This window comes from Novacetimonas pomaceti (assembly GCF_003207955.1).
Taxonomy (GTDB): Bacteria; Pseudomonadota; Alphaproteobacteria; order Acetobacterales; family Acetobacteraceae; genus Novacetimonas; species Novacetimonas pomaceti.
Window position 1 is genome coordinate 302,548 of record NZ_NOXG01000003.1, and the last position, 25,949, is coordinate 328,496.

Below are 25,949 nucleotides of genomic sequence, written 5' to 3' on the forward strand. Positions count from 1 at the left end.
TGAAAATGACAGGACGTTTCTGGGTGCCGCCTTTTTTTAAAAAGGCGGCGTTCTGTGAAGCTTTTTGCAAAAAGCTTCACCAAAAACTTTTATGATTTTATGATCTTTATCGACACGCGCCCTTATCCGCTGCGGGGCTGGAACAGGATCAGGGCGGCGCCTGCCAGACAGATGAGCGCCCCGAGGATTTCCCAGCGCGTCGGGGTATATCCCTCCACCACGCGCATCCATGTCAGGGAGGCAAGGATGTAAATCCCGCCATAGGCGGCATAGGCCTGTCCCGCCGTGTCGGTATCAATGCGCGTCAGCAGATAGGCAAAGGCCACCAGCGATGCCATGCCGGGAAGCAGGCAGGCCACCGAACGCCCCAGACGCAGCCACGCCCAGAAGGCGAAACAGCCGCCGATTTCACAAAAGGCCGCAACCATATAGATGCCGAACGGCAGGAGATACTGCTTCACGGTTGATGCGTCCCTTCACGGTTGCCGCGCATATACAGACGCATTATCACCTGTCATCAAATGGAACAAACCCGGCAGGCGCATGACCAGAGACCATCCGAAAAGACAGTACCGACAATACCCAGAAGTCATAAAAGTTTTTTGGTGAAGCTTTTTGCAAAAAGCTTCGAAGAACGCCGCCTTTTTAGATGAAAGGCGGCACCCAAAAACTTCTGTTTTTTAGCCATTATGCCCGCCGGCCGGGGGATGGGCCTTCAGGTAATCCGCAATGGCCTTCGCCGCCCGGACAGATCCCCCGAGCAGGGGCTCCCCGAAGGTTTCACGAAACAGTTTTTCCTGCAGGGGGCGGTAAATGGCATGCCGTTCAGGGGCCCGTAATATGGCTGGCATCAGGTCCTCTGGTTCCTCGACCACGTCGCCCAGGGTCCAGTGCAGGAAATAGGGGTCATCGCGCCATTTGAGCTTCCTGGGGTTCAGGAAAACACATGGCCGGGGTTCGGCAAGGAATTCATAGACCTGGCTGCTGACATCGCCAACATAAATGGCCGCCTGCGAGGTATAGGTCATGTCCAGCATGGCGGGCGATCCGGTATCCACCAGAATGTTACCACGCGCCTGCTGCTTCAGACGCCGCGCCCTTAAGCCGAATCCCTTGTGGAAAACCTTGATATGCGGCGCGATCACCAGATTATAGTCGTGCCGGTCTGAAAACCCCCGGATGATTTCGCCCATGCATGCCTTATAGGACGTCAGCTGCCGCTGGTAATGCGGGTTGTACAGCACGAACGGCCGGCCATTCGTGAACAGGACCGGGCTTTCCTTTTTCACGGCCTCGAAAACATCGAATTTCGGATATCCGACGACAGCATAATGTCCCGGCCGGATGAGGTTTTTCTGTTTGAAATAGTTTTCGATCTTCACCCCGGGAAACAGCGCCAGATCAAAATCCCTGACATGGTGGTCATCATTGACGTACCTGTCGCCCGCCCCATGCATCAGCAGTATCAGTGCCGGGTGGCGAAGCCCCATGTCCTTGAGAATGCCTGCGGTATATTCGGTGGCGACCACGGCATCGTACTGATTGAGTTCATCCACATTTTCACGCAGCACAAGGATGCGTTCCTGATCCAGCCGGCGGAAGGTCTTGAGCGTTTTTGCCTTCCACGACTTGTGGAACTGCCTAAGCTGCAATGCAGGGGCATGCATCGCGGCCCGGATACGCTCCAGATGCTGTACGGTTTCAGGAAAGCTGTAGTATTCCGTTACATCGAAATTGAATTCTGATGAAAGGGCGTCGGCGACAGATGCAGTGTGATAGCATTGATAGGGTTCAGCTATGTAAATGACGGCAATCTTCATTGTTCTACATTTATCGCATTCAAACCCGAGGGCAACTTCATACCCTGCGCATCATATATCCAGCGTCCTTCACCGCCCGCACAACGTCAACCCTTGTCCCAAAGCAAAAGGACATTGCCCGGTTGCGAATAACGGGGGCATTCCTCCCTGCCTTTCCCATGCACAAGGGAATAAGGGAACGGACCGGGCAGCATCCGCCATATCCATGTGCATGATGATGGGGAAACCGATCTGATTGTCTGGAGAAGAAATCCCGTGGTGGGCGCACAAGGGCTCGAACCTTGGACCCGCTGATTAAGAGTCAGCTGCTCTACCAACTGAGCTATGCGCCCACGGGGTTTCCCTTTCGGGTGAGGGGCTTTTACCAAGACAGCACAATGACGACAAGGGGTTTTTTCAATATTTTTGCCCTCTTCGGGTTTCCTGCGCCCTGATTATCGCAAATCAGGATATGATTGCGTCTGTTCTCTATCCGTTCCTTATCGTGTGTCGATTACCACGGTATCACGCGATTCATGCCCCGGCAGCATGGCGAAAATCCGGCGAACGCATGTCGGGTCTGGGGCCTGTCTCCCCTGCCCGTGTCCATGGCGTTTCCATATAGGACTGCCTGAAAATGACAAAAGTTTTTGGGTGCCGCCTTTCATCTAAAAAGGCGGCGTTCTTCGAAGCTTTTTGCAAAAAGCTTCACCAAAAACTTCTTTTACGATGCACAAGGCATTTTGCGGATGCCCCTGGGCACCCCCTGCCCTGCTATGCCTGCAGCAATTTCAGCAGGCCATCGAACTGGTCAAGGGAGCGGTAATCAATCCGCAGGGAACCTCCCTTCCCATCGAACGTGATCTGGACCTTCAGCCCCAGCCGGTTGGTCAGGTCGCGTTCCAGCGAACCGATTTCGGGGTCTTTGGAAGTTTTTTCCTTTTCCTTGCCAGCTTCCCCCCGCCTTGCATCGGTCTTTTTTGACAGGGCCTCGGTCTGGCGGACATTCAGTCCCTGCTTGAGCACCACCTTCAGGGCCGCCACGGGATCGGGGTGCGCCAGCAACGCACGCGCATGCCCTGCCGACAGTTCCTTGGTCCGCACGGCCTCCCGCACGGGCGATGGCAGTTGCAGCAGACGCACCATATTCGCGACATGGGGACGGGATTTCCCGATCGCGCCTGCCAGTTCCTCCTGCGTCAGGCGGTAATCATCAAGCAGCCGCTGGAGCCCTTCTGCCTCTTCAATGGCGTTCAGGTCGGCGCGTTGCAGGTTTTCCACCAGTGCTGCGGCCATCGCATCGCCATCATCCAGCGCACGGATATGGACCGGAACCTCATGCAGGGAGGCAAGCTGCGCCGCGCGCCAGCGTCGCTCCCCCGCGATGATCTGAAAGACATTGGGGCGATCGGGATGCGGGCGCACCAGAATCGGTTGCAGGATGCCGCGCGTGCGAATGGAATCCGCCAGTTCCGTCAGGGCCTCCGGCTCCATGTGCTGACGCGGCTGGAACGGGCCGGGTTCCAGCACGTCAACCGGCAGGACCGATCCGCCATCCATGCTCTTTGGCGGCTCCAGCCCCGGCGCGGGATTGAGCATGTTGACCTGATCGCCCAGCAACGCGGCAAGCCCGCGCCCCAGACGGGGACGGGCGGCATCCTTTTTCGGTTTCATCCCTGCTTCTTCCCTTTCCTGCCCGCCTTCAGCGCCAGCCGCGAAATCACCTCTTCCGACAGGGCCTTGTATGCCTGACTGCCGGATGAACGGGCATCGTACACCATGACGGCCTGCCCGTGGCTCTGCGCCTCGGAAATGCGGATGTTGCGCGGGATGACCGTCTCCAGCACCCGATCGCCAAAGAAACCGCGCGCATCGGCGGCCACCAGTTCCGACAGGTTGTTGCGCCGGTCATACATCGTCAGGACAATCCCCTCCAGCTTCAGACCCGGATTGAGGGACTTGCACAGGCTGTTAACCGTGCGCACCAGCTGGCTGATGCCTTCAAGCGCAAAGAACTCGCACTGCAGCGGCACGATCACCGCCTGCGCCGCCACCAGCGCATTAAGCGTCAGCAGCCCCAGGCTGGGGGGACAGTCAATCAGGATGACGTCATAGTCTCCCCCGATGCGGGCAATGGCATCGCGCAGCCGGAACTCCCGCCGTTCCGACATCACCAGTTCCAGTTCCGCGCCCGCCAGTTCCGTATCGGCGGCAATCACCGACAGGCCCGGAACCGACGATTCCTGAATCAGGTCGGCCGCCGGGACATCTTCGCCAATCAGCGCATAGGTCCCGCGACGACGGTTTTCATAGCCGATTCCCAGACCGGTGGAGGCATTGCCCTGCGGGTCGATATCGATCAGGAGAACGCGAAACCCATCGGCCGCAAGACCGGCGGCAAGATTGATGGCAGTTGTGGTTTTTCCGACCCCGCCCTTCTGGTTCGCAAGGGCGATGATACGGGGGGCATGCACGGCCTTATCGGCCGGATGCAGGGTTGTGGTCTGTGACACGCCTTATATCGCTCAATTCAAGAATGACACCATCCGCATCAGTGCGGCTTGGAATTCGGGTCACCGCCATGCGCCAGTCGGCATTGGCGGCCTTCAGCTCCTCGTCTGCGTTCTTTCCCTTCAGAAACAGGCAGATCCCTTCGCTATTCAGAAAACGTACGCCCCATTGCAGCAGCTGTGGCAATGGGGCCAATGCCCGCGCCGTCACGACATCGACCGGCGCGACATCTGCGGCCTCGATCCGGGTGGCAATGACGTGGGTCCGTACCCCGGCCACCCGCGATGCCTCCCGCAGGAAGGCGGCCTTGCGCTGGTCCGATTCAATCAGCGTAACCTGCGCATCCGTCGCCATCGCGATGACCAGGCCGGGGAATCCCCCGCCCGATCCCATGTCCACCAGACGCGCGCCGGACGGGATCCGTGATGCAAGCTGCAGGCTGTCGGCAATATGCCGTGACCACAGATGCACCAGATCACGGGGGGAAACCAGATTGATGCGCGCGTTCCATCGCGTCAGGAGATCGGCATAGGACACCAGCCGATCGCGTGTTTCACGTGAAACACCCGTAAGGATGTCACCATCCATCGCGTCGTTATATCCCATGGCCTCAGGCCACCTGCCGCACGTGCGACAGAACCGCCACAAGCGCCGACGGCGTGATGCCGGGAATACGCTGCGCCGCGCCAAAGGTCACCGGCCGTGCCTGCGACAGGCGTTCCTGCATCTCGGTGCTCAGGCCGCCGATTGCATGATAATCCAGATCATGCGGCAGGGTGATCCGTCCATCCCCCGCCAGTTGCCGGATTTCACGCTCCTGCCGCGACAGGTACCCGCTATAGCGGGCTTCGGTTGCCACATGCTGGCGCACGCGCGGCGACAGGTCCGCAATCCAGGGTGCTACTTTCTCCACCATCTCCATGGAGGCCCCGGTCGCCATCACATCCAGCAGGGAACGCGCGCGGCCATCGGCGGAGACCGCGATTCCTTCACGCCGCAGGGCCTCCGGCGGGTAGCTTTCATTGCGGGCACGCTCCATCGCCGCGTCGATCGCCGCGCGTTCGGCATCAAAACGCTGCCGTCGCGACGGGCCCACGCAGCCCCATTCGATCCCCAGCGGCGTCAGGCGCAGGTCGGCATTATCGGCCCGCAATGTCAGGCGATATTCCGCGCGGGAGGTGAACATGCGATAGGGTTCGGACACCCCCTGCGTCGTAAGGTCATCGATCATGACCCCGATATAGGCCGTGCCACGATCCAGCGTAACCTCCGCCTGTCCCCCTGCCCGCCGCGCCGCGTTGATCCCGGCAAGTATGCCCTGCGCCCCGGCTTCCTCATATCCCGTGGTGCCATTGATCTGCCCCGCAAGGAACAGCCCGGACAGGGATTTGAGTTCCAGCGCCGGGGTCAGTTCGCGGGGATCGACATAATCATATTCGACCGCGTAGCCGGGCCGGACGATCCGGCACTGCTCCAGCCCCGGGATGGAGTGGAGCATCTGGGCCTGCACATCGGCGGGAAGGCTGGTGGAAATCCCGTTGGGATAGACCAGATCGCCGCCCGGATTCCCCGGCAGGGCTTCGGGCTCCAGAAAAATCTGGTGGCTTTCGCGCTGCGCGAAGCGGACGACCTTATCCTCGATGGAGGGGCAGTAGCGCGGTCCGCGTCCCGAAATCGCGCCCCCATAAATGGCCGACAGGTGCAGATGTTCGCGAATGATTTCGTGCGTGCGCGCCGTGGTGGCGGTGATGCGGCATGAAACCTGCGGATTTGTAATCGCGTCGGTCATGCGGCTGAACGGTTCCGGCACGACATCGCCCCGGTCCTCGGCCAGGGCGTCCCAGTCGATGCTGTCGCGGGCGATGCGCGCGGGTGTTCCGGTCTTCAGCCGTCCCATCCGCAGGCCCAACGCCTGCAGCCGTTCCCCCAACCGACGGGCCGGGGCCTCTCCCACCCGTCCGGCGGGCTGACTGTCATGCCCGACATGGATGACGCCACGCAGGAACGTGCCCGCCGTCAGCACCACGGCACCGGCATGGAACACGCGCCCGTCCTCGCACACGACGCCCCTTGCCACATGACTGTCATCAAGCAGCAGGTCGCCCGCCGCGCCCTCGACAATCTCCAGCCCCGGCGTTTCGGCAAGCAGGTCCATGATCGCCTGCTGGTACAGCGAACGGTCCGCCTGCGCGCGCGGCCCATGTACTGCGGGTCCCTTTGAACGGTTCAACAGCTTGAAATGGATGCCTGCTCGGTCCGCCGCCTTTCCCATCAGGCCGTCCAGCGCGTCGATTTCGCGCACCAGATGCCCCTTCCCGATTCCGCCAATCGCGGGATTGCACGACATCACGCCCACCGTCGCCCGCCGGTGGGTCAGCAGCATGGTCCGCGCCCCGCAGCGCGCGGCGGCGGCGGCGGCTTCACACCCGGCATGGCCGCCGCCGATCACGATCACATCGTAAGTGGCGTTCACCTTTTATCCGCTCCCGCTTTGTCTCTACTTGCCGATGCAGAACTGCCCGAACACCGTGTCCAGCAGCGCCTCGACATCCACCGCGCCGGTCAGGCGCCCCAGCGCGCGCATCGCCAGCCGCATTTCCTCGCCCCGCACCTCCGGCCAGGCATCATCGCCGGCACGCTCCAGATGATGGGCCGTCTCCTCGATCGCGGCACGGTGTCGCGCCCGCGTCAGGGGGGGCACTGCGCGTCCCTGCGTCAGTTCCCGCGCGCGCCGCGCCAGTGCCCCGCGCAGGGCCTCCATGCCCTGCCCGTCGCGCACGCTGATCCCCATGATGCCTGCGGGTGCCGCGACCTCGTCCACCTTGTTGCAGACCAGCATGCAGTCGGGCTCGACCTTATCCGGTACCGTCGCGCCTGAAAATAGATGTATCACGCAATCAGCCTGTTTCACGTGAAACAATGCACGTCGCACGCCCTCGGCCTCGATCTCGTCCTCGGTTTCCCGCAGGCCCGCCGTATCCACCAGCGTCACCGGAACCTCCCCCAGCACGACGCGCGCCTCGACCGCATCGCGGGTGGTCCCGGCGCGGGAGGAAACAATGGCGGCCTCACGCTGCGTCAGCGCATTCATCAGGCTGGACTTGCCAACATTGGGTTCCCCCACGATCACGAACACCAGCCCGCGACGCAGCCGTTCCCCCTGGCCGCCATCATCCAGATACGCGCGCATCTCGTCACGCAGATGGCCCAGCGTGAACACAAGCTCCTGCTCCACTTCCGGCGGCAGGTCTTCGTCGGGGAAATCGATCAGGGCTTCCTGATGCGCCAGCGCGGTGCGCAGCCGCGAGGCCCAGTCCTCGTACAGGCGGCTCTGCGCGCCCTCGGCCTGCGCCAGCGCCTGCCTGCGCTGTGCCTCGGTCTCCGCATCAATCAGGTCGGCGATGCCTTCGGCCTGCACAAGATCAAGCCGCCCGTTGGAAAATGCGCGGCGCGTGAACTCCCCCGGTTCGGCGGGACGCGCGCCCAGCGCGACAAGTGCATCGGCCACCCCGTCAATGACGGCAGGTCCCGCATGCAAGTGCAGTTCCGCGCTGTCTTCGCCCGTATAACTGTCCGGCCCCGGAAACCACAGGACCAGCGCCCGGTCCAGCAGGACATCCTGCCCCCCCGCCGTCCCACGCCGCCACACACCGCGCAGCGACGCGCGACGTGGCTGCGGCAACCGCCCGCACAGGCTGCGCAGGATGTCGCCACACCCCGCGCCACTGATGCGCATGACCGCGATGGCGGCGCGGCCCGTCCCGGTGGCAAGAGCAAAAATGACAGGGGGCGCGCCGTCGCCGCGCCGGATGAAGGAGGTTTCCATTGCCGCTGCCATTGTGGTTGCTACCATTTCCTCTGTGACCGGGACGGGTTATCGTTCACCTCCCTGCCATGATCAAGGTGACTCATGCCCCAGCTTTCCCTCCATTCGCCCACCGGCCCCCTGACCGTCTCGGCCGAAGATGACATGATCGTGGCACTCGACTGGGGCTGGGGCCGGGATCAGGACGAAACCCCGCTGCTGCGACAGGCATGCGACTGGCTCGATTCCTATTTCGATGGCGATGCCACCGCCTGCACGCTGCCGCTGGCCCCTTATGGCACACCGCAGCAGGTCGCGGCATGGACATTCATCCGCACCATCCCGATGGGACACAGCGTATCGTGCGCCGAGGTCGCACGACAGGCCAATGTCACGCCGGCGGATGTCGTGGCCGCATGCAGCGAAAACCCCATTCCCATCCTGATCCCATGCCACCGCGTGGATATGGACGGTTGCGCGGATTACGATCCCCACACCTATCCGGGGGATGGCGGGGCGATGGACCGCCTGTTCCTGCGTGAACTGGAAACCCGCGCGCCAGACACGATCTGAGGGCGGTCAGCATCTTTTATCGCAAGGAGTCCGCGTCCATGAACACCGTCATCCGCATCCATGAATATGGCGGCCCCGAAGTCCTCACCGCCGAAGACCTGCCCGTTCCCGCCCCGGCAAAGGGCGAAGTCCTGATCCGGCAGGAAGCGATGGGCGTCAATTTCATCGACACCTATTACCGCAGCGGCCTTTACAAATTCCCTTCCCTGCCCGCGATCCCGGGCATGGAGGGCGCGGGCATCGTGGAGGCCGTCGGTCCCGATGTCACGGACCTGTCGGTGGGCGCGCGCGTGGCCTATCCCCTCGCGCTTGGTGGATATGCGCATTACCGCGTCATCGCGGCGGACCGGGTGGTGCCGCTTCCGGACGCGATCGCGTCCAGGACGGCGGCCGCCATCATGCTGCGTGGGCTGTCGGTGCACATGCTGCTGCGGCAGGTGCATGAGGTCCGCAAGGGCGAGGACATCCTTGTCTATGCCGCCGCCGGCGGGGTCGGGCTGCTGATGTGCCAGTGGGCGCGCCATCTCGGCGCGCGCGTCATCGGCGTCGTCTCGACCGAGGAAAAGGCCGAACTGGCCCGCGCCAACGGGGCGGCCGACGTGCTGGTCGGCACACACGACATCCCGGCGCGTGTCCGCGCGCTGACCGATGGCGCGATGGTTCCCGTCGTGTATGACAGCATCGGACGCGCGACGTTCGAAGACAGCCTGAACTGCCTGGCCCCGCGTGGGTTGATGGTCAGTTACGGCAATGCGTCCGGCGCGGTGACGGGCGTGTCCGTCGGGACACTGGCCAGCCATGGCAGCCTGTATCTGACGCGCCCGTCGCTGGGCACCTATATCGCCGGGCGCGAATCCCTGACGGCCGGGGCGGCGGAGCTGTTCTCGCTGCTGGAAAAAGGCGTGCTTGTCCCGCGCATCGGACAGGAATTCGCCCTAAAGGACGCGGCACAGGCGCATGTCGCGCTGGAATTACGTGCAACGACGGGCAGCACGATCCTGCTGCCGTAGGTCGCAGGTAAGGTCGGTCCATTCCAGTGACCGCCTGAAAATAATAAAAGTTTTTGGGTGCCGCCTTTTATCTAAAAAGGCGGCGTTCCCTAAAGCTTTTTGCAAAAAGCTCCACCAAAAACTTCTTTATGATACGCGGGTCGTTCCCGGGAGACCCTCTCAGAAACGACGGGTGATTTCGGCGTACATCTCTTTCACCCGCTCCCCATATGCGGTGAGGGAGAATTTGTCCGCCTGGACCGGTCCTTCGGATCTCAGGCGCTGGTACAGGGCGTCATCCTGATCCAGCAGGCTGATACCATCGGTAATCGACGCGGCGTCATAGGCATCCCTGACCATGACCGCGCTGTCCCCCACCACTTCAGGCAGGCCCCCCTCATGCGATGTCAGGACGGGCGTGCCAAGGAACATGGCCTCCAGCGCCGGCAGGCCGAACCCTTCGGTCAGGGAGGGAAACAGCAACGCGCGCGCGTGGCGCACCAGGGTAATCAGGCTGATCTGCGGCAGGTAGTCAAACAGCACGATCCGCCCCTCATCCACGCCGTGCTGCAGGAAGCGGAGCTCGTTTTCATTCTTCCATGCCATCGCGCCCACGATGACCAGCTTCCGATCCGTCTGGCTGCTCAGGAAGCCTTCGATGATCCGGCCGATATTCTTCTTGGGCTCAAGCGAGCCATAGAACAGGAAATAACTTTCAGGTTTCAGGCCGAATACCCCCTCAAGCTCCTCGCGCGTTTCCTCGTCGCTTCGTTTCATGAAGACGGGATCGGGCAGGAAGGACTGGTACGGGTTGTAGATGCGATCCGCCATTTCGGGGAAGAACGCGGCGATATCCCTGCGCGATGCCTCCGACACCGTGCAGATCGGCGCATTGAGGCCGCATATCTTTTTCATCAGCCTGAAATGATAGGACTTGTCATCCAGCGTGGTCTGGGGAAAGCGCAGGGGCACCAGGTCATGGATCGTGTACAGGTTGATCGCCCCTTCCACCTGTATCGGCAGGGGATAGGTCCAGTGCATGATGCGCGGCGCATCCGGCAGGCGGAGCGAAAGGAAATTCCCGGTCGTGCGGAAATACCGCGACGCGCGCGCGAAAATATCCTGCTCGTTGAGGATTCGGTCAAAGGCGGGCAGGCGGCTGAGGAAGCTGCGCTGGTCCACCCGGCCGGTCAGGCTGATTTCAAAGGGATGGTTTTTTCCAAAGGACGCGATCTGGTTCCGGATCCAGCGGGGGATCTTTCCCTTGCGACGTGGCGCCTGGCCATCGCTGCCCAATATGTTGAAGAACATGACCTCCCGCAGCTCGGGCGAGACCTTGTGCGAGATATTCATCCCATACAGGACATCCACCGGATGCCCGAGGTCTTTGACAACATGGCTGAGCGTACGGGCATAGGTGGCGATTCCCGTACCTTTCGGGATGGCGAGATTGAATCCATCAATACCGACACGATACATCGCGGGATCAGACAAACCGTTCAATTTTTTCACCATTCCCCTTCGGATGGACACCTTCCGGAAACACGCCCGCATCCAGCCATTTCCCCGTATGGCAAGCAGGGCATGAACGGACACGGCATTCCTGACATGATGTCAGTAGCATGTTTGCGGGCGTCTTCCACAGCCTGCATGCCATCAGGACGCAGGCCCCCATGATCCCTGCCGGGTCCGGAAACCTGAAGATGGCCTTTGGGACATCCCGCAAATCATGAAGAAGTTTCTGGTGAAGCTTTTTTCAAAAAGCTTCGAAAGACGTCGCCTTTTTAAAAAAGGCGACACCCAAAAAACTTTTATTTTTATCAATGGATTGTTTCCAGACGGGCTTGTATCCCGCCAGGGATAACTGCGCCCGGGAAACCAGTTCGCCAAACGGATCGGCCTATGTCGCGACCCAGCCATCCTGCTGCAGGGCCACGCCCGCCAGATAGAGGCTGCCGCAGATCACGACCCGCGCGGGCGGCTGGTGGGGCATGTCATGCGCCAGACGTTCCAGCGCCTGTTCAATGGTTGGCCCGGCGATCACACGGCCCTGTCCCGCCGCGATGATATCGGCCACTGGCAGGGCAAGATGCTGCTCCGGCTCGGCCACGGCCTGCGCGCCTGCGACATGGGGCAGCAGCGGGGCGAGGAAGCCCGACGCATCCTTGGTCTGCTTCATGCCGACAATCAGGTGGACCGGACGATCCCCCCACCCTTCGATCACCTGCGCCAGCGCATCGCCCGCGCCGGGATTGTGACCGCCATCCAGCCACAGCTCCCACCCTGCGGGCAGTTTCCGCGCCAGTGCCCCCTCCAGCCGCTGCAGCCGCGCGGGCCAGTGCGCATTGGCGATTCCCGCCCACGCCCGCGGCGGCAGCGACAGGCCACTGGCCCGCAATGTCGCGACCGCAAGTCCCGCGTTATCCACCTGATGCGGCCCCAGCAGGCCGGGACGCGGCAGGTCTAGCGTCCCTTCCCCATCGCGATAGGTCAGTCGCATGCCATCAGGCGATGGCGTGATCGACCATTCATGGTCACGCCGCCACAGCGGGGCATCGCATTCGTGGGCCACACGGGCGATGACGGCCATGACATCGGCCGGATGGCGTCCGGTGGCAACCGGCACGCGGGCCTTGATGATGCCGGCCTTTTCCATCGCGATCTTTTCCAGCGTATCGCCAAGGAACGCCTCATGATCCATGGAAATGGAGGCAATGGCACAGGCGGCGGGCCGCGTCAGCACGTTGGTGGCGTCGTAACGCCCGCCCAGCCCGACCTCGACAATCATCAGTTCGGCCGGATGGCGCGCGCCCAGAACGAATCCTGCGGCCGTCAGCACCTCGAACACCGTGATCGGCGCGCCATCATTGACGCGCTCGATGTCCTCCATCACTTCGGCCAGTTCGGATTCTGAGACAATCTGCCCCGCGATGCGGAAGCGTTCGGTCACATGCACCAGATGCGGCGACGTCATGACATGGACGCGCCATCCCGCCGCCTCCGCAATGCCGCGGATCAGGGCGCAGGTGCTGCCCTTGCCATTGGTGCCCGCCACGTGGATGACGGGCGGCAGGTGGCGTTCGGGATGGCCCAGACGGGCCAGAAACTGTTCCAGCCGCCCCAGCGACAGGTCGATCAGTGCCGGATAGAGCTGGTTGAGCCGTTCGAGAATCGCGCCGGTGCGCCCGGCGAATTCAGGACCAAGACCGGACGCGGGCGGAGTCTTCATGACGGACCGTACGAATTACGCCGCGGACGGCGTGATGTGGGCGTGGTTGAGCTGCCCGATCAGGGTGCCAAGGATGGTAGGCAGTTCGGAACGCGTGACGACCATGTCCAGCATCCCGTGTTCCAGCAGGTATTCCGCGCGCTGGAACCCTTCGGGCAGCTTTTCGCGCACAGTATCCTGGATCACGCGCTGTCCCGCGAAACCGATCAGGGCATTGGGTTCGGCCATCTGGATATCGCCCAGCATCGCGAACGACGCCGAAACGCCACCCGTGGTCGGGTTCGTCATCACCACGATATAGGGCAGCCTTGCCTCCCGCAGCATCTCGACGGCGATCGTCGTGCGCGGCATCTGCATCAGGCTGAGCATCCCTTCCTGCATGCGCGCGCCGCCAGATGCGGTAAAGACAATCAGCGGCGCCTGCTGGAGGATCGCCAGACGGGCGGCGGCCAGAAAGGCCTCGCCCAGTGCCGCGCCCATCGTGCCGGCAATGAACTCGAACGCCATGACGGCGACGACCGCGTCATGGCCACCGATGCGGCCATGCGCCACGGCCATGGATTCATCAAGCTGCGATTTGGCGCGTTCGTCCTTCAGCCGGTCGGTGTAACGCTTGCGGTCGCGAAAGGACAGCGGGTCTACCGGCGCCTTGGGCAGTTCGATGCGGGTATATTCCCCATTATCGAACGTCCATTCCAGGCGCTGCTGCACCGTGGCGCGCATGTGGTGGCCGCAATGCGGACAGACATTCATCGCGCGCCGCAGATCCTTGACCAGAATCATCTGCTCGCAGGATTCGCAGTTGGTCCACAGGTTGTCCGGCACTTCCCGCTTGAGCAGGCCACGGATCTTGGGCCGGACATATTCGGTCAGCCAGCTCATGTTACCTCTCCCTGACGTACGTCTATCCGCCTGCTCCATACAGGCAGATCGCATGTTATGCCAGATTCACATTCATCGACGGGCGGAACGGACCGCATCGGCCAGCCCACGCAACTGCGCAAGAACGTCGCGCAGGGTGTTTTCCGTGGCGTGTCCATCCTTATCCAGCGTCCCGGCAAGCGTATTGAGCAGGGCCGAGGCCACGACGGCCCCGTCGGCTGCGCGCACCGCGCCCGCAGCCTGTTCGGGGCTGCGGATGCCAAAGCCGATGGCGACCGGCAGGTCGGTCGCCGCCCGCAGGCGCGGCATCGCGGCGGCCAGTTCATCGGTGCTGGCGGTACGTGTGCCCGTAACGCCGGTGATGCTGACATAATACAGGAAGCCCGATGCCCCATCGAGCACGACCGGCAGGCGGTCATCCGGCGTGGTCGGCGCGACAAGGCGGATGATGTCCAGCCCGTTCGCCGCCGCAGGCCCGCGCAGCAGGTCGCCTTCCTCAGGCGGGACATCGACGATGATCAGCCCGTCCACGCCCGCGCGGGCGGCATCGACGCAGAAACGTTCGTGGCCATAGGCCTCGATGGGGTTGAGGTACCCCATCAGGATGATCGGTGTTTCGTCATCGTCACGCCGGAAGGCCGCGATCATCTCCAGCACGCGGGGGATCGTCGCCCCGCCACGCAGGCCACGCAGCGCCGCCTTCTGGATGGTCGGGCCATCGGCGCTGGGGTCGCTGAAGGGCATCCCCACCTCGATCAGGTCCGCGCCCGCCCCCGGCATGCCCTTAAGCAGCGCGAGCGAGGTTTCGTAATCCGGGTCGCATGCCTCCACATAAGGGATCAGGGCGCCGCGCCCCTCCTGCTTCAGGGCGGCGAATCGGCTGGCAATACGGCTCACAACGACACTCCCAGATGCGCGGCGACGGTGAAGATGTCCTTGTCCCCCCGGCCCGATACATTCATTACGATGATCTGATCCGGCGCCATGGTCGGCGCCAGCTTCGCGACATAGGCCAGGGCATGCGCGCATTCCAGGGCGGGGATGATGCCCTCGGTCCGGGTGCAGAGCTGGAACGCGGCCAAGGCCTCGTCATCGGTCGCGCCGACATACTCCGCCCGCCCGATATCGTTCAGCCATGAATGTTCCGGCCCGATCCCCGGATAGTCGAGCCCCGCGCTGATGGAATGGGCCTCCGAAATCTGTCCGTCCCCGTCCTGCAGCAGGTAGGTGCGGTTGCCATGCAGCACGCCGGGGCGGCCGCGCTGGATGGAGGCTGCGGTTTCCCCACTGTCGAGGCCACGGCCGGCCGCCTCCACCCCGATCAGGCGCACGGACGGATCGTCAAGGAAGGGGTGGAATATCCCCATCGCGTTCGACCCGCCGCCAATGGCCGCGACAATCGCGTCGGGCAGGCGGCCTTCGGCCTCGAGGATCTGCTGCTTCGTCTCCACGCCGATGACCGACTGGAAATCGCGCACCATTTCGGGATAGGGATGCGGCCCCGCCACCGTGCCCACAAGGAAATAGGTGTCGCGCACGTTGGTCACCCAGTCGCGCATCGCCTCGTTCATCGCGTCCTTCAGCGTCCCCGCGCCGGCGGTAACGGGAATGACCTCCGCCCCCAGCAGGCGCATGCGGAACACGTTGGGCTTCTGCCGCTCGACATCCGTGGCACCCATGTAGATCGCGCATTTCATGCCAAACAGCGCACAGACGGTGGCGGTCGCGACGCCATGCTGCCCCGCGCCGGTTTCAGCCACGACCCGGGTGCGCCCCATGCGACGCGCCAGCAGGATCTGCCCCATGACGTTGTTGAGCTTGTGCGAACCCGTATGGTTCAGTTCCTCGCGCTTCATGTAGACGCGCGCGCCGCCCAGTTCCTCCGTCAGGCGACGGGCGAACCACAGCGGGCTGGGACGGCCGACATAGTCCTTGAGGTAATAGTCGAGTTCACGCTGGAACTGCGGATCGGCCCTGGCGGCCCTGTAGGCCTCGGTCAGTTCGAGGATAAGCGGCATCAGGGTTTCGGCGACGAAACGGCCGCCAAAGATGCCAAACCGCCCATGGGCGTCCGGGCCGGCGCGCAGGCTGTTCGCGCGGGACGGCGGGGCCGGGGATTGATCTGCGCTCAACTTCGCTCTCCAGGGGGAATAAATTCGTGCAGGGCTCGATGACGGTATATCGCACGCGCCCGCGCGATGATACGCCTACGGCGTTCTGGACCCGATGCCGGAAAAAAACCAGAGCTTTCGGTCATGGCCCTCCCTGTCATGATTTGACATGAAGCACGTTGTCCCGATGATAGGCCGGGACCCGACATGATGAATGAGGACCGCTGAATGTTTCTTGCGCACAGGCCCGGCTCGCCCGCCCGGACGATCACGAGCGAGGCTGATGCACAAGAGGTCAAGGACGCCCCTTGGCTCGACCTGCTTGACCCGACCGAGGACGAGCAGGCGCTGGCGGCGCGGGTCACGGGCCAGCGCATTCCCACGCGCGCGGAACTGGACGAAATCGAAAGCTCCTCACGCCTGTTCATGGAAGATGACGCCGTTTACCTGTCCACCCCGCTGGTGCGCCAGATCGGCGACGATTTCTTCGTCTCCCCGGTGGGGTTCATCCTGATGCGCGACCGGCTGCTGACCATCCGCTTCACCGGCTTTACCGCCTTTGACGTGGTGGCGCGCCAGGTCGCGGGGCAGTCCGCGCGCCTGTCGGGCGATGAATGCAGCACCCTGCTGCTCGAGGCGATTGTCGATCGACTGGCCGATATCCTCGAACATCTGGGCCAGTCCCTCGATGGCATGTCAAAGGATGTCTTTCAGTCCGAACATGGCGGGATGCGGCGGATGGACGGCCTGCTGCGCAGCATGCTCAGCCGCGTGGGACGTTCCGGCGACCTGACGTCATCGGTGCGCGACAGCCTGCTGGGTCTGGAACGCATCACCATCTTTGTCACGGAAAACAAGAAGCGCGACCTGTCGGACAAGCTGCAGGGGCGGCTGGCGACGGTGGAACGCGACATCAAGTCGCTGAATGACTTCGTATCGCAGACTTCCAACAAGGTGCAGTTCCTGCTGGATGCCACGCTGGGGTTCATCAGTATCGAACAGAATAATGGGATGAAGCTGCTGACGGTCGTAAGCTTCATCGGCGTAGCCCCCACGCTGGTAGCCGGCATCTATGGCATGAATTTCCATGATATTCCGGAACTGAACTGGAAATATGGATACTGGTACTCGCTGGCCCTGATGGCCGCCACCGTGATCTTTCCGCTGCTGTGGTTCTGGCGCAAGGGATGGCTGGGAAAGTAATTACAATCCGTATTGACTTTTTATCTGCTTTGCGATAAACGACGTCGCATGAGCTACGTGGCCTTCTCCGGCCATCGGGCCTTATCCTTGTAAGAATGTAATATCCAGGTCGCATTTCTGACTTCGTGAGCAGATGCCAGGATGTGACACCCCCTTCCGCTGTCACATCGGATATTATCCATTCCCCTCCCCTGAACTGCCAGTCCAAGGCAACGCTTGCATGCATCTCGCCGAACTCAAGGCCAAAACACCTGCGGACCTTCTGGCTTATGCCGAAAGTCTGAACATTGAAAATGCATCGTCCCTGCGCAAGCAGGAACTGATGTTCACCATCCTCAAGACCCTGGCAGAGAATGACCAGGCGATTTACGGGGATGGGACACTGGAAATCCTGCCCGATGGCTTTGGCTTCCTGCGCTCGCCGGAAGCGAATTACCTGCCCGGGCCCGACGACATCTACATCTCCCCCAGCCAGGTGCGGCGCTTCGGCCTGCGCACCGGCGACACGGTGGAGGGACAGATCCGCGCCCCGCGCGACGGGGAACGTTATTTCGCGCTGCTCAAGGTCGATACGATCAACTTCGAACCGCCCGAGGCGGTGCGCCAGCGGATCAATTTCGACAACCTGACGCCGCTTTATCCCGAACGCCGCCTGCAGATGGAAGTCGAAAGCTCCGCCGTCGGGCCGGCCGATGGCGCGGCAAAAGGCAAGGGCAAGGGACAGACCCGCGATTTCACCCCCCGGGTGATCGACCTCGTCTCCCCCATCGGGATGGGACAGCGCGCCCTGATCGTCGCCCCGCCGCGTACCGGCAAGACGGTAATGCTGCAGAGCATCGCGTCCTCCATTTCCGCAAACCATCCCGAAGTGTTCCTGATCGTGCTGCTGATCGACGAACGCCCGGAAGAAGTGACCGACATGGCCCGCTCCGTCCGGGGGGAAGTCGTGTCCTCCACCTTTGACGAACCGGCGACCCGCCACGTGCAGGTGACCGAGATGGTGCTGGAAAAGGCCAAGCGCCTGGTCGAGCACAAGCGCGATGTCGTCATCCTGCTGGATTCGATCACCCGTCTGGCCCGTGCCTACAACACGGTCGTGCCTTCGTCGGGCAAGGTGCTGACCGGCGGCGTGGACGCCAACGCGCTGCAGCGGCCCAAGCGTTTCTTTGGCGCCGCACGCAATATCGAGGAAGGCGGGTCGCTGACGATCATCGCAACCGCCCTGATCGATACCGGCAGCCGCATGGACGAGGTGATCTTTGAAGAGTTCAAGGGCACCGGCAACTCCGAACTGATCCTTGACCGCAAGCTGGCGGACAAGCGCACCTTCCCCGCCATCGACATCACCAAGAGCGGCACCCGCAAGGAAGAACTGCTGGTCGATCGCGCGGACCTGTCGAAGATGTGGGTCCTGCGTCGCATCCTTGCGCCGATGGGCACGATGGATGCAATGGACTTCCTGCTCGACAAGCTGAAATACAGCAAGACGAACAAGGACTTCTTCGACGCGATGAATACCTGAGTTTCCGTCAGGTCCGATCGACATTCACGTCACCCGGATCCATGGCTGGGGCAGGTAGCCAAAGTCGGGAAGACGGGTGGCGTGTCGATCATCCGGGCAGGGCGAAGTAACCCTGTTCGAGCCACGCCTCAACTGGAGCGAAAGCCTCGGGCGCTTCGTGCCGTCGAGACTGACATGAAGCCTGACTGCGTTACAGTTGACCTGTCAGGCGTCGATGCCCGCCCGGTCCTGAGCACGGTTCATGGGCAAGGTTGCAGAATTACTTACTGAGGCATCCGGGCGACATGATACATGGCGCCACGTCTTTGGATCCACGCCGGCCGGTCGCAGGCCGCCGCCGCGAATAATCCCGTGCCGACATCGTCCCGGTCACGACTTCCCATTGCGGACCGGACGCCACGAGCTTTGGGCCAGCAGTTCCTTCAGCGTCTAGATGTCCATCATGCTCCCTGCCAGAGAGCCGCTTCAGCTTCACATTTTCTTCTTCCAAAGCGTTGCGCCGCCGCGCTTCCGGCACGACCTTACGGCAGGGATCAGTTCCTGTTGTCCGACATTACAGTGTTTTGGGCGTCCTCTTCCCCCTGATCGAATTCCTGCGCCTCGTTATCCAGATCGTCGAGTTCGATCATGGCGCTTTCCGCGCTCTGCGCCGGCGGCAGGGAGGGGATCGAGTCGCTTTCCGGACCGGCTGGCCTGATATCAAGGGTACGGACGACGTTGAAGGCCATCCCGACCGCCCCCAGCCCGAACAGGACACTTCCCATCACCTGTCCCACCTGCACGCCCATGGGGCCGAAACGGGTACCGATCCAGACAAAGGGAATGGTGCCCAGCGTCGCCCGTCCCCAGTTGAACAGCGTCGAGTACAGCGGATAACCAAGGTTGTTGAACGCCGAGTTCGCAACGAACAGCATGCCGATAAAGACGTAACCGCCGATGGTCCAGTTGCAGAACAGGCGGATCAGGTCGGCGGTTGTGCCGGTGGCCGAAAAAACCCGGATCACGATGTCCTGTCCCAGGAACAGGATCGCCCATGTCAGGGCCACGCATCCCATCACCAGCTTCAGCGCGGCGACAAGTGTCTCCTGCACGCGCGCAACCTGACCCGCCCCCAGATTCTGCGACATGATCGGCCCGATTGAACCCGTCAGCGCAAATACGAAGGCGAAGGCGACGGGCACGATGCGGTCAATGGTGGCCTGTCCCGCGACCGCCGCCAGTCCAAAGGACGCCATGGCATGGGTGACGAAAATGCCACCCACGGGCGTGGCAAGGTTCGTCAGGATGGCGGGAACGGCGATGTGCCCGACGCAATAGGTATCGGCGCGTATGAACCGTGCCACGGGCCGCGCCAGCAGGTCGTGCTGACGCGCGCAATAGATGCCAAGCGCCGCCACCAGCGCGCGGGATGCGAGCGTGCTGAGGGCCGCCCCCTCCAGTTCCAGATTCATCCACAGGATCAGGATGGGATCCAGCACGGCGGAAATCAGCGCGCCCGCCAGCGTGACATTCATGGATTGCTGGGCCGCCCCCACCGCGCGCAGCAGGCTGGAACATCCCATGCCCGTCGCGATCAGGGGCAGCAGGGGGGAGGCAATGTACAGGTAAAGCGCCGCCTGATGCTCCGCCTCGCCATGGGCGCCAAGCGCATGCAGGATGGGATGGGCCAGCAGGGCCGTGCCAAACCCGATCAGACTGGTCAGCGCCAGCATGACGACGGAAAAGGAAGAGGCGATGCGTTGCGCGACATCGTGGTGTCCGGCCCCGATCTGCCGACCCGTCGTCGCCCCGAGCCCAATCGACATGCCGATGGAGACGGCAATCTGGATGAACCCGACTGCCGCGGTAAAGCCGATCGCAGCCGTCAGGGCGGGATTGTGCAGGGTTGAGATGTAGAACAGGTTCAGCAGGTCAACCATGAACACGGCCATAAGGCCGATGGCGCCGGTGCCCGCCATGACGACCACATGACGCATGATGCTGCCCTGACAGAAGGCGGCATGCCGTCTGGACGCGGGCCGTCGCATGCGCGTCATCCGGCGCTGGTCCGGATATTGCGGCCATAGCGTACGTTCATGCGATATCGGCCAGGGCCAGTAAGGCGGTTCATGTATCCACCATACAGGACATCCCCGGGATCAGGAACATATTGCATGCGGCCCGTGGGGTGAATAATCCCCGGTCGGGCGATGGCGCACTGATTTGTGTCATTTGTGTCTGTATTCTGATGTCCATTGTGCAATGCAAAATAAACACAGTAATTGTGCGGTGCAAAAAAAGTAAAAACGATATCTATTTTATTTTTTATGTTGACCTCTTGGAAAATGAGTGCCAATAATGGCTCATGAAGTCAGCATGGCTTCGCAAAATACTGAAATGTCCGGACTGAATACAGTCTGGTATAAAATTCCACATGACATGCTCATGTGTGGCCACCTTGGCGGGGCACATTGCAATTGCAGTGTGTCCCGTTTTTTTTGACCTGGGCCAGCCGTGCATTCAGGCCGGGGCATGTCCCTGTCTTTTACGTAGCGATCACGGTCCGGGGCGGCGTAATCTGTGCATATGGGGTCAAAATCCCCGCATGAACGCTAAGAAGGATACGGATCATGTCCAGACTGACGACGGCCGAACGTGATGCACTGCCGGATTCGGCATTTGCCCTGCCGGGACGGCGCTATCCCATTCCTGATGAGACACATGCCCGTGATGCCCTCGCCCGGGCGAGTGAGATGCTGCATCGGGGAGACCTGACGCAGGAGGAATATGACACGATCGTTCGCCGTGCCCGCGCCGTGCTGGGCGAGGACTGAGACACGATCATCCCGGCTTTGCCCGGTTTGCAAAGAACCATTTAAAATAACAAAAGTTTTTGGGTGCCGCCTTTTTTCAAAAAGGCGGCGTTCTTCGAAGCTTTTTGCAAAAAGCTTCACCAAAAACTTTCTTGTTGATTCCCAGCGAATTTGAAACCCGTCACGGCGCCAGAAGGCGCCTGCCAATAAAAAACGGGCGGGGACATGCCCCGCCCGTCATAAGGCCGTATCGGCGGGGGAACGTGTCCCTCAGCCTGCCTTGTCGAGTTCGGCTTCCAGCGCGGGCAGTACCTCGAACAGGTCGCCCACCAGACCGTAATCCGCAATCTGGAAAATCGGGGCCTCGGGGTCCTTGTTGACCGCCACGATGACCTTGCTGTCCTTCATGCCCGCCAGATGCTGGATCGCGCCTGAAATACCCATGGCGATATACAGTTCCGGCGCCACGATCTTGCCGGTCTGTCCCACCTGATAATCATTGGGCACGAACCCGGCATCCACCGCCGCGCGCGACGCGCCGATGGCGGCACCCAGACGATCGGCCAGAGGCTCCAGCAACTTGAAATTCTCTTCGTTCTGCATGCCACGGCCGCCGGACACCACAACACGCGCGGATTCCAGTTCCGGACGCTCCGACTGCGACAGTTCGGTGCCGACAAACTGCGAACGGGTATCGTCCGCCGGGGTGGAAACATTCTCGACCGGGGCCGAGCCCCCCTCGGCCGCGACCGGGTCAAAGGCGGAGGCACGGACCGTCAGGACCTTTTTCGGGTCGGAGGACTTTACCGTGGCAAGCGCGCTGCCGGCATAGATCGGGCGCACGAAGGTGTCGGCGTCGATGACTTCCACGACATCGGGGATCGGCTGCACATCCAGCAGCGCGGCGGCACGCGGCAGCGTGTTCTTGGCATTCGCGCTCGACGCGGCAAGGATGTGGGTATAGCCATCCGCCAGCGAGGCCAGCAGTGCCGCCACGGGCTCGGCCAGTTCATCCGCGCTGACGCCATCCGCGGCACTCAGGACCTTCTTCACGCCAGGCAGCTTTGCCGCAGCCTCGGCGGCTTTGGCAGCATCGCGGCCCACGACCAGCACATCGACATCACCCAGCTTTGACGCCGCCGCGATGGCGGAACGCGACGCCTGCCTGATGGCGCCAGCTTCGTGGTCGAGGAGTACGAGTACGGTCATGATCAGATCACCTTTGCTTCGTTACGCAGCTTCGCGACCAGTTCCGCTGCGGAATCCACCTTGATGCCCGCCTTGCGTCCCGCGGGTTCGGCCACCGACACGATGCTCAGGCGGGGGGTCATGTCCACGTCCACCTCGGCGGGCGTGATTTTTTCCATCGGCTTCTTGCGTGCCTTCATGATGTTCGGCAGCGAGGCATAGCGCGGCTCGTTCAGGCGCAGGTCCGCCGTGACGATGGCCGGCAGCGTGAGCGCGACGGTCTGCAGGCCGCCATCGATTTCGCGCGTGACCATGGCCTTGCCATCGGTGATCTCGACCTTGCTGGCGAACGTACCCTGCGGCCAGCCCAGCAGCCCGGCCAGCATCTGGCCCGTGGCGTTCATGTCGTCATCGATGGCCTGCTTGCCCAGGATCACCAGATCGGGCTTTTCCTTTTCCACCAGCGCCTTGAGCACCTTCGCCACCGCCAGGGGCTCGGTCACCGCGTCGGTTTCCACCAGGATGGAACGGTCCGCCCCCATGGCCATGGCGGTACGCAGCGTGTCCTGCGCCTTGGGCTCTCCAATGGAAATGGCCACGATTTCCGTGACAACGCCCTTTTCCTTCAGGCGGACGGCCTCTTCCACCGCGATTTCGTCGAACGGGTTCATCGACATCTTGACGCCGGCGGTTTCAACGCCGGTGCCGTCGGCCTTCACACGTGGCTTGATATTATAGTCGATCACGCGCTTTACGGGGACAAGAACCTTCATCACGTCTCTTCCTGTCTGTGGCTGGATGGGGGATGGGAAAGGAGGGACGCCATGCGGCAGGCACTGACGTCCACGGGCATGTGCCTACATGCCGCCGGGGTAGTTCGGACCGCCGGACCCTTCGGGCGTCACCCAGTCAATGTTCTGGGTCGGGTCCTTGATGTCGCATGTCTTGCAGTGGACGCAGTTCTGCGCGTTGATCTGCAGCGTGGGGTTTGTTTCCTCATCCACGACCTCATACACCGCAGCGGGGCAGTAGCGGCTTTCGGGGGAGCGGAACACGTCCCAGTTGACGGTCTTCCACATGGACATGCTGCGCACCTTCAGGTGCACGGGCTGGTCTTCCTCATGATTGGTGTTCGACAGGAAGACGGAGGACAGCTTGTCGAACGTGACCTTGCCGTCCGGCTTGGGATAATCGATTTTCGGCGAGATGGAGGCAGGCTCCAGCGTCTCGTTATCGGCATGGCGGGTATGGAGCGTCCACGGCGCCCGCCCGCGCAGCAGCATCGCGTCAATGCCCGAATACAGCGCGCCGCCCTTCATGCCGAAGCGCGCGAAGGCCGGGCGGATGTTGCGCACGCCGCGCAGTTCGTCCCACAGCCACGATTCCCGGATGCGCCGCGTATAGGAACCCGGTTCCACCCGGTTGGTCAGGAAGGCCTCCGCCACGGCCTCGGCCGCCAGCATGCCCGACTTCATCGCGGTATGCGTGCCCTTGATCTTGGGCACGTTGAGGAAGCCCGCCGTATCGCCCACCAGCATGCCGCCGGGGAAGGTCAGGCGGGGAATGGACTGCAGCCCGCCTTCGGACAGGGCGCGCCCGCCATAGGACAGGCGACGCCCGCCCTCGAAATACGGACGGAAGGAGGGATGCAGCTTCACGCGCTGCATTTCGTCAAACGGGGAAAGCCAGGTGTTGGGGTAATCCAGCCCCACGACGAAGCCGTAGGAGACAAGGTTTTCCCCGAAATGGTACATCCACGCCCCGCCATAGGTGCGATCGTCCAGCGGCCAGCCAAAGCTGTGCTGCACCAGGCCGGGACGGTGCAGTTCGGCGGGGATTTCCCACAGTTCCTTGATCCCCAGCCCATAGGTCTGGGGATCGACGCCCTTGCGCAGGTTGTACATCTGCATGACCTGCTTGGTCAGCGACCCGCGGCAGCCTTCGGCGAAGATGGTGTATTTCGCGCGCAGTTCCATCCCCGGTGCGTAATTGTCACCCGGCTTGCCATCGCGGCCGATGCCCATGTCGCCCGTCGCGACACCCACCACGCGCCCGTTTTCGGTCAGGACCTCCGCCCCGGCGAAACCGGGATAGATTTCCACGCCCATGGCCTCGGCCTGCGTCGCGAGCCAGCGGCATACCTCGCCAAGGCTTGCGATGTAATTGCCGTGGTTGCGCATGTGCGGCATCACGCGGTCCAGCATCGGCACGCGATAGCCACGCGTCCGCGTCAGGTAGAGCATGTGCTCCTCGCTGACGGGGGTGTTCAGCGGCGCGCCGCTGTCGCGCCAGTGCGGCAGGAGTTCATCGAGCGCGCGCGGCTCGATCACCGCGCCGGACAGGATATGCGCCCCGATCTCGCTGCCCTTTTCAATCAGGCAGACGCTGGTGTCGGGGGCAAGCTGACGCAATCGGATGGCCGTCGCCAGTCCGGATGGGCCGCCGCCGATGATTACGACGTCGAATTCCATAATCTCGCGCGGGTTTTCGCTCATACCTAATCTGTCCTCTTGCGTCATGACCGGGATGACATGGATAGGTGGGATACCACATGTAGCAACGCTTCCTAGAACCGTTTGAAACGGGAATAAAGCTTTTGTGCATGTGTATCGTGCATGATGCATATATCCACGGGCGGACGTGGATATGGTTTCCCGTTCCGGCGGCTATTGCGGGGGAAAGGCCAGTTCGCCCCGCGACTGCCATTCGGGACCGACATAATTGACGATCAGCGTCCGGCGCAGGCCGGTGATGGGGCGGCGGACGAAGCCGTGCCATGACCGGTCCGACGGAATGAACAGCAGCCCGGAATTGAACGCGCCCGATGCCCGGGCTACCGGCTGGCCCTGCGGGGTCAGAAGGTCGGTACCCCATCCATGCGCGTCGGGGTCGATGGACAGGGAGATCAGCAGCGTCAGGCGCTTGGCCCCGATATCGGTATGGGGGCTGAGCCAGAATCCGTCCGTGTCGAGGCACAGTTCAAGGCGCAGGAACGTATGGGCCAGATCGATGTGGCACGTCCGTTCGAAATGCCGTCGCGCGGCGGGTGCGTCGAACAGGCGGGCAAGCAGGTCCAGGTCCGCATCACGGTCGCGGACGGCCGGCGTTACGAAAATGCGCCTGCCATTGCGTACGTCCCGCCGGCCGTCATTTTCGCCTGCATGGAACGTCGCGCCCGGATCCCATGCCAGCAGTGCTGCCGTTACCGACGGTGGCAGGACGTTTTCCATGTGCCAGTGGGGAAACGGCGCAACGGCGTGGCGCGCCGCCGTCAGGGCGCCGATTACGGAGGTATCGGCATCCTGATGCGTCACGGGACCGGTAGAGGCGCCATGCGGGGGCATG

At 62.3% G+C, this 25,949-nt stretch carries 22 protein-coding genes, 1 tRNA gene and 1 pseudogene; 5 read left to right on the top strand and 19 right to left on the bottom strand.

All coding sequences use genetic code 11. From position 1 onward, the window contains the following. Positions 1–122: 122 nt before the first annotated feature. From CFR71_RS05745 to mnmE, 8 genes are all read right to left on the bottom strand, one after another. Positions 123–428 (bottom strand): YnfA family protein, encoded by a 306-nt coding sequence (locus tag CFR71_RS05745; RefSeq protein ID WP_110528592.1) that lies wholly within the window; start codon positions 426–428, stop codon positions 123–125. A gap of 252 nt (positions 429–680) precedes the next feature. After that, a complete protein-coding gene (locus CFR71_RS05750; protein ID WP_110528327.1) occupies positions 681–1,820 on the bottom strand; it encodes a hypothetical protein in 1,140 nt (379 codons plus the stop codon). A gap of 256 nt (positions 1,821–2,076) precedes the next feature. Continuing rightward, positions 2,077–2,152 (bottom strand) — tRNA-Lys (locus tag CFR71_RS05755). 421 nt (positions 2,153–2,573) lie between these two features. Continuing rightward, a complete protein-coding gene (locus CFR71_RS05760) occupies positions 2,574–3,473 on the bottom strand; it encodes a ParB/RepB/Spo0J family partition protein (RefSeq protein WP_110528330.1) in 900 nt (299 codons plus the stop codon). Continuing rightward, positions 3,470–4,294, bottom strand: coding sequence for a ParA family protein (locus tag CFR71_RS05765; protein WP_408889766.1), 825 nt, complete (start codon positions 4,292–4,294; stop codon positions 3,470–3,472). The genes CFR71_RS05760 and CFR71_RS05765 overlap by 4 nt, the downstream gene beginning before the upstream one ends. Further along, entirely contained in the window at positions 4,278–4,916 is a 639-nt protein-coding gene (gene rsmG, locus CFR71_RS05770; protein WP_239020279.1) for a 16S rRNA (guanine(527)-N(7))-methyltransferase RsmG, read from the bottom strand. Before rsmG ends, CFR71_RS05765 begins: the two co-directional genes overlap by 17 nt. A 4-nt stretch (positions 4,917–4,920) precedes the next feature. After that, the gene (gene mnmG / locus CFR71_RS05775; protein WP_110528332.1) at positions 4,921–6,783 is read right to left on the bottom strand and encodes a tRNA uridine-5-carboxymethylaminomethyl(34) synthesis enzyme MnmG; all 1,863 of its coding nucleotides are present in this window, start codon (positions 6,781–6,783) and stop codon (positions 4,921–4,923) included. Between the two features lie 24 nt (positions 6,784–6,807). Further along, positions 6,808–8,136, bottom strand: a complete 1,329-nt coding sequence (mnmE, locus tag CFR71_RS05780) for a tRNA uridine-5-carboxymethylaminomethyl(34) synthesis GTPase MnmE (protein WP_408891691.1) — start codon at positions 8,134–8,136, stop codon at positions 6,808–6,810. 84 nt (positions 8,137–8,220) lie between these two features. On the opposite strand from mnmE, the gene CFR71_RS05785 reads away from it, so the two are divergent. Both CFR71_RS05785 and CFR71_RS05790 read left to right on the top strand, forming a co-directional pair. Next, a complete protein-coding gene (locus CFR71_RS05785; protein ID WP_110528338.1) occupies positions 8,221–8,688 on the top strand; it encodes a methylated-DNA--[protein]-cysteine S-methyltransferase in 468 nt (155 codons plus the stop codon). A 38-nt stretch (positions 8,689–8,726) separates the two neighbouring features. Beyond that, positions 8,727–9,698 (top strand): quinone oxidoreductase family protein, encoded by a 972-nt coding sequence (locus CFR71_RS05790; RefSeq protein WP_110528342.1) that lies wholly within the window; start codon positions 8,727–8,729, stop codon positions 9,696–9,698. 159 nt (positions 9,699–9,857) lie between these two features. On the opposite strand, the gene CFR71_RS05795 is transcribed toward CFR71_RS05790, so the two are convergent. The 5 genes from CFR71_RS05795 to trpB all read right to left on the bottom strand — a co-directional run bounded on the left by CFR71_RS05795 (position 9,858) and on the right by trpB (position 15,920). Continuing rightward, a complete protein-coding gene (locus tag CFR71_RS05795; RefSeq protein ID WP_338065919.1) occupies positions 9,858–11,180 on the bottom strand; it encodes a glycosyltransferase family 4 protein in 1,323 nt (440 codons plus the stop codon). A 397-nt stretch (positions 11,181–11,577) separates the two neighbouring features. After that, positions 11,578–12,906 (bottom strand): bifunctional folylpolyglutamate synthase/dihydrofolate synthase, encoded by a 1,329-nt coding sequence (locus CFR71_RS05800; protein ID WP_110528349.1) that lies wholly within the window; start codon positions 12,904–12,906, stop codon positions 11,578–11,580. A 15-nt stretch (positions 12,907–12,921) separates the two neighbouring features. Continuing rightward, the gene (accD, locus tag CFR71_RS05805; RefSeq protein ID WP_110528352.1) at positions 12,922–13,788 is read right to left on the bottom strand and encodes an acetyl-CoA carboxylase, carboxyltransferase subunit beta; all 867 of its coding nucleotides are present in this window, start codon (positions 13,786–13,788) and stop codon (positions 12,922–12,924) included. Positions 13,789–13,860: 72 nt separating this feature from the next. Beyond that, positions 13,861–14,685, bottom strand: a complete 825-nt coding sequence (trpA, locus tag CFR71_RS05810) for a tryptophan synthase subunit alpha (protein WP_110528355.1) — start codon at positions 14,683–14,685, stop codon at positions 13,861–13,863. Continuing rightward, the gene (trpB, locus tag CFR71_RS05815; RefSeq protein ID WP_116790921.1) at positions 14,682–15,920 is read right to left on the bottom strand and encodes a tryptophan synthase subunit beta; all 1,239 of its coding nucleotides are present in this window, start codon (positions 15,918–15,920) and stop codon (positions 14,682–14,684) included. The genes trpA and trpB overlap by 4 nt, the downstream gene beginning before the upstream one ends. A 207-nt stretch (positions 15,921–16,127) precedes the next feature. Between trpB and CFR71_RS05820 the strand changes: the two genes are divergently transcribed. Continuing rightward, positions 16,128–17,102, top strand: a complete 975-nt coding sequence (locus CFR71_RS05820) for a magnesium transporter CorA family protein (protein ID WP_110528358.1) — start codon at positions 16,128–16,130, stop codon at positions 17,100–17,102. A 220-nt stretch (positions 17,103–17,322) separates the two neighbouring features. Further along, positions 17,323–18,624, top strand: coding sequence for a transcription termination factor Rho (gene rho / locus CFR71_RS05825; RefSeq protein ID WP_110528361.1), 1,302 nt, complete (start codon positions 17,323–17,325; stop codon positions 18,622–18,624). 273 nt (positions 18,625–18,897) lie between these two features. Here rho and CFR71_RS17240 read toward each other — a convergent pair. Further along, positions 18,898–19,141: pseudogene (locus CFR71_RS17240) on the bottom strand (IS3 family transposase); the annotation flags it as partial. Between the two features lie 16 nt (positions 19,142–19,157). After that, positions 19,158–20,660, bottom strand: a complete 1,503-nt coding sequence (locus CFR71_RS05830) for an MATE family efflux transporter (RefSeq protein WP_408891681.1) — start codon at positions 20,658–20,660, stop codon at positions 19,158–19,160. 573 nt (positions 20,661–21,233) lie between these two features. On the opposite strand from CFR71_RS05830, the gene CFR71_RS05835 reads away from it, so the two are divergent. Then, entirely contained in the window at positions 21,234–21,437 is a 204-nt protein-coding gene (locus tag CFR71_RS05835) for a hypothetical protein (RefSeq protein ID WP_110528364.1), read from the top strand. A gap of 249 nt (positions 21,438–21,686) precedes the next feature. Here the strand turns inward: CFR71_RS05835 and CFR71_RS05840 are convergent, their stop codons facing one another. The 4 genes from CFR71_RS05840 to CFR71_RS05855 all read right to left on the bottom strand — a co-directional run bounded on the left by CFR71_RS05840 (position 21,687) and on the right by CFR71_RS05855 (position 25,948). Next, the gene (locus CFR71_RS05840) at positions 21,687–22,625 is read right to left on the bottom strand and encodes an electron transfer flavoprotein subunit alpha/FixB family protein (protein ID WP_110528367.1); all 939 of its coding nucleotides are present in this window, start codon (positions 22,623–22,625) and stop codon (positions 21,687–21,689) included. A gap of 2 nt (positions 22,626–22,627) precedes the next feature. After that, positions 22,628–23,377: an electron transfer flavoprotein subunit beta/FixA family protein gene (locus tag CFR71_RS05845; RefSeq protein WP_110528370.1), complete on the bottom strand. Its 750-nt coding sequence runs from the start codon at positions 23,375–23,377 to the stop codon at positions 22,628–22,630. Positions 23,378–23,461: 84 nt separating this feature from the next. Beyond that, positions 23,462–25,099, bottom strand: a complete 1,638-nt coding sequence (locus CFR71_RS05850; protein WP_110528372.1) for an electron transfer flavoprotein-ubiquinone oxidoreductase — start codon at positions 25,097–25,099, stop codon at positions 23,462–23,464. Positions 25,100–25,270: 171 nt separating this feature from the next. Continuing rightward, on the bottom strand, positions 25,271–25,948 hold the full coding sequence (locus CFR71_RS05855) for a 2OG-Fe(II) oxygenase (protein WP_408891683.1): 678 nt from the start codon (positions 25,946–25,948) through the stop codon (positions 25,271–25,273). Position 25,949 lies beyond the last annotated feature (1 nt).

Excerpts from the sequence above, each read along its gene's own strand:
- accD (WP_110528352.1), bottom strand. The coding sequence starts at position 13,788 with ATGAGCTGGCTGACCGAATATGTCCGGCCCAAGATCCGTGGCCTGCTC.
- CFR71_RS05750 (WP_110528327.1), bottom strand. The coding sequence starts at position 1,820 with ATGAAGATTGCCGTCATTTACATAGCTGAACCCTATCAATGCTATCAC.
- CFR71_RS05745 (WP_110528592.1), bottom strand. The coding sequence starts at position 428 with ATGGTTGCGGCCTTTTGTGAAATCGGCGGCTGTTTCGCCTTCTGGGCG.
- rho (WP_110528361.1), top strand. The coding sequence starts at position 17,323 with ATGCATCTCGCCGAACTCAAGGCCAAAACACCTGCGGACCTTCTGGCT.
- CFR71_RS05830 (WP_408891681.1), bottom strand. The coding sequence starts at position 20,660 with ATGACGCGCATGCGACGGCCCGCGTCCAGACGGCATGCCGCCTTCTGT.
- CFR71_RS05760 (WP_110528330.1), bottom strand. The coding sequence starts at position 3,473 with ATGAAACCGAAAAAGGATGCCGCCCGTCCCCGTCTGGGGCGCGGGCTT.
- CFR71_RS05850 (WP_110528372.1), bottom strand. The coding sequence starts at position 25,099 with ATGAGCGAAAACCCGCGCGAGATTATGGAATTCGACGTCGTAATCATC.
- CFR71_RS05790 (WP_110528342.1), top strand. The coding sequence starts at position 8,727 with ATGAACACCGTCATCCGCATCCATGAATATGGCGGCCCCGAAGTCCTC.
- CFR71_RS05820 (WP_110528358.1), top strand. The coding sequence starts at position 16,128 with ATGTTTCTTGCGCACAGGCCCGGCTCGCCCGCCCGGACGATCACGAGC.
- rsmG (WP_239020279.1), bottom strand. The coding sequence starts at position 4,916 with ATGGGATATAACGACGCGATGGATGGTGACATCCTTACGGGTGTTTCA.
- CFR71_RS05855 (WP_408891683.1), bottom strand. The coding sequence starts at position 25,948 with ATGCCCCCGCATGGCGCCTCTACCGGTCCCGTGACGCATCAGGATGCC.
- CFR71_RS05800 (WP_110528349.1), bottom strand. The coding sequence starts at position 12,906 with ATGAAGACTCCGCCCGCGTCCGGTCTTGGTCCTGAATTCGCCGGGCGC.
- CFR71_RS05785 (WP_110528338.1), top strand. The coding sequence starts at position 8,221 with ATGCCCCAGCTTTCCCTCCATTCGCCCACCGGCCCCCTGACCGTCTCG.
- CFR71_RS05845 (WP_110528370.1), bottom strand. The coding sequence starts at position 23,377 with ATGAAGGTTCTTGTCCCCGTAAAGCGCGTGATCGACTATAATATCAAG.
- CFR71_RS05835 (WP_110528364.1), top strand. The coding sequence starts at position 21,234 with ATGTCCAGACTGACGACGGCCGAACGTGATGCACTGCCGGATTCGGCA.
- CFR71_RS05840 (WP_110528367.1), bottom strand. The coding sequence starts at position 22,625 with ATGACCGTACTCGTACTCCTCGACCACGAAGCTGGCGCCATCAGGCAG.
- mnmE (WP_408891691.1), bottom strand. The coding sequence starts at position 8,136 with ATGGAAACCTCCTTCATCCGGCGCGGCGACGGCGCGCCCCCTGTCATT.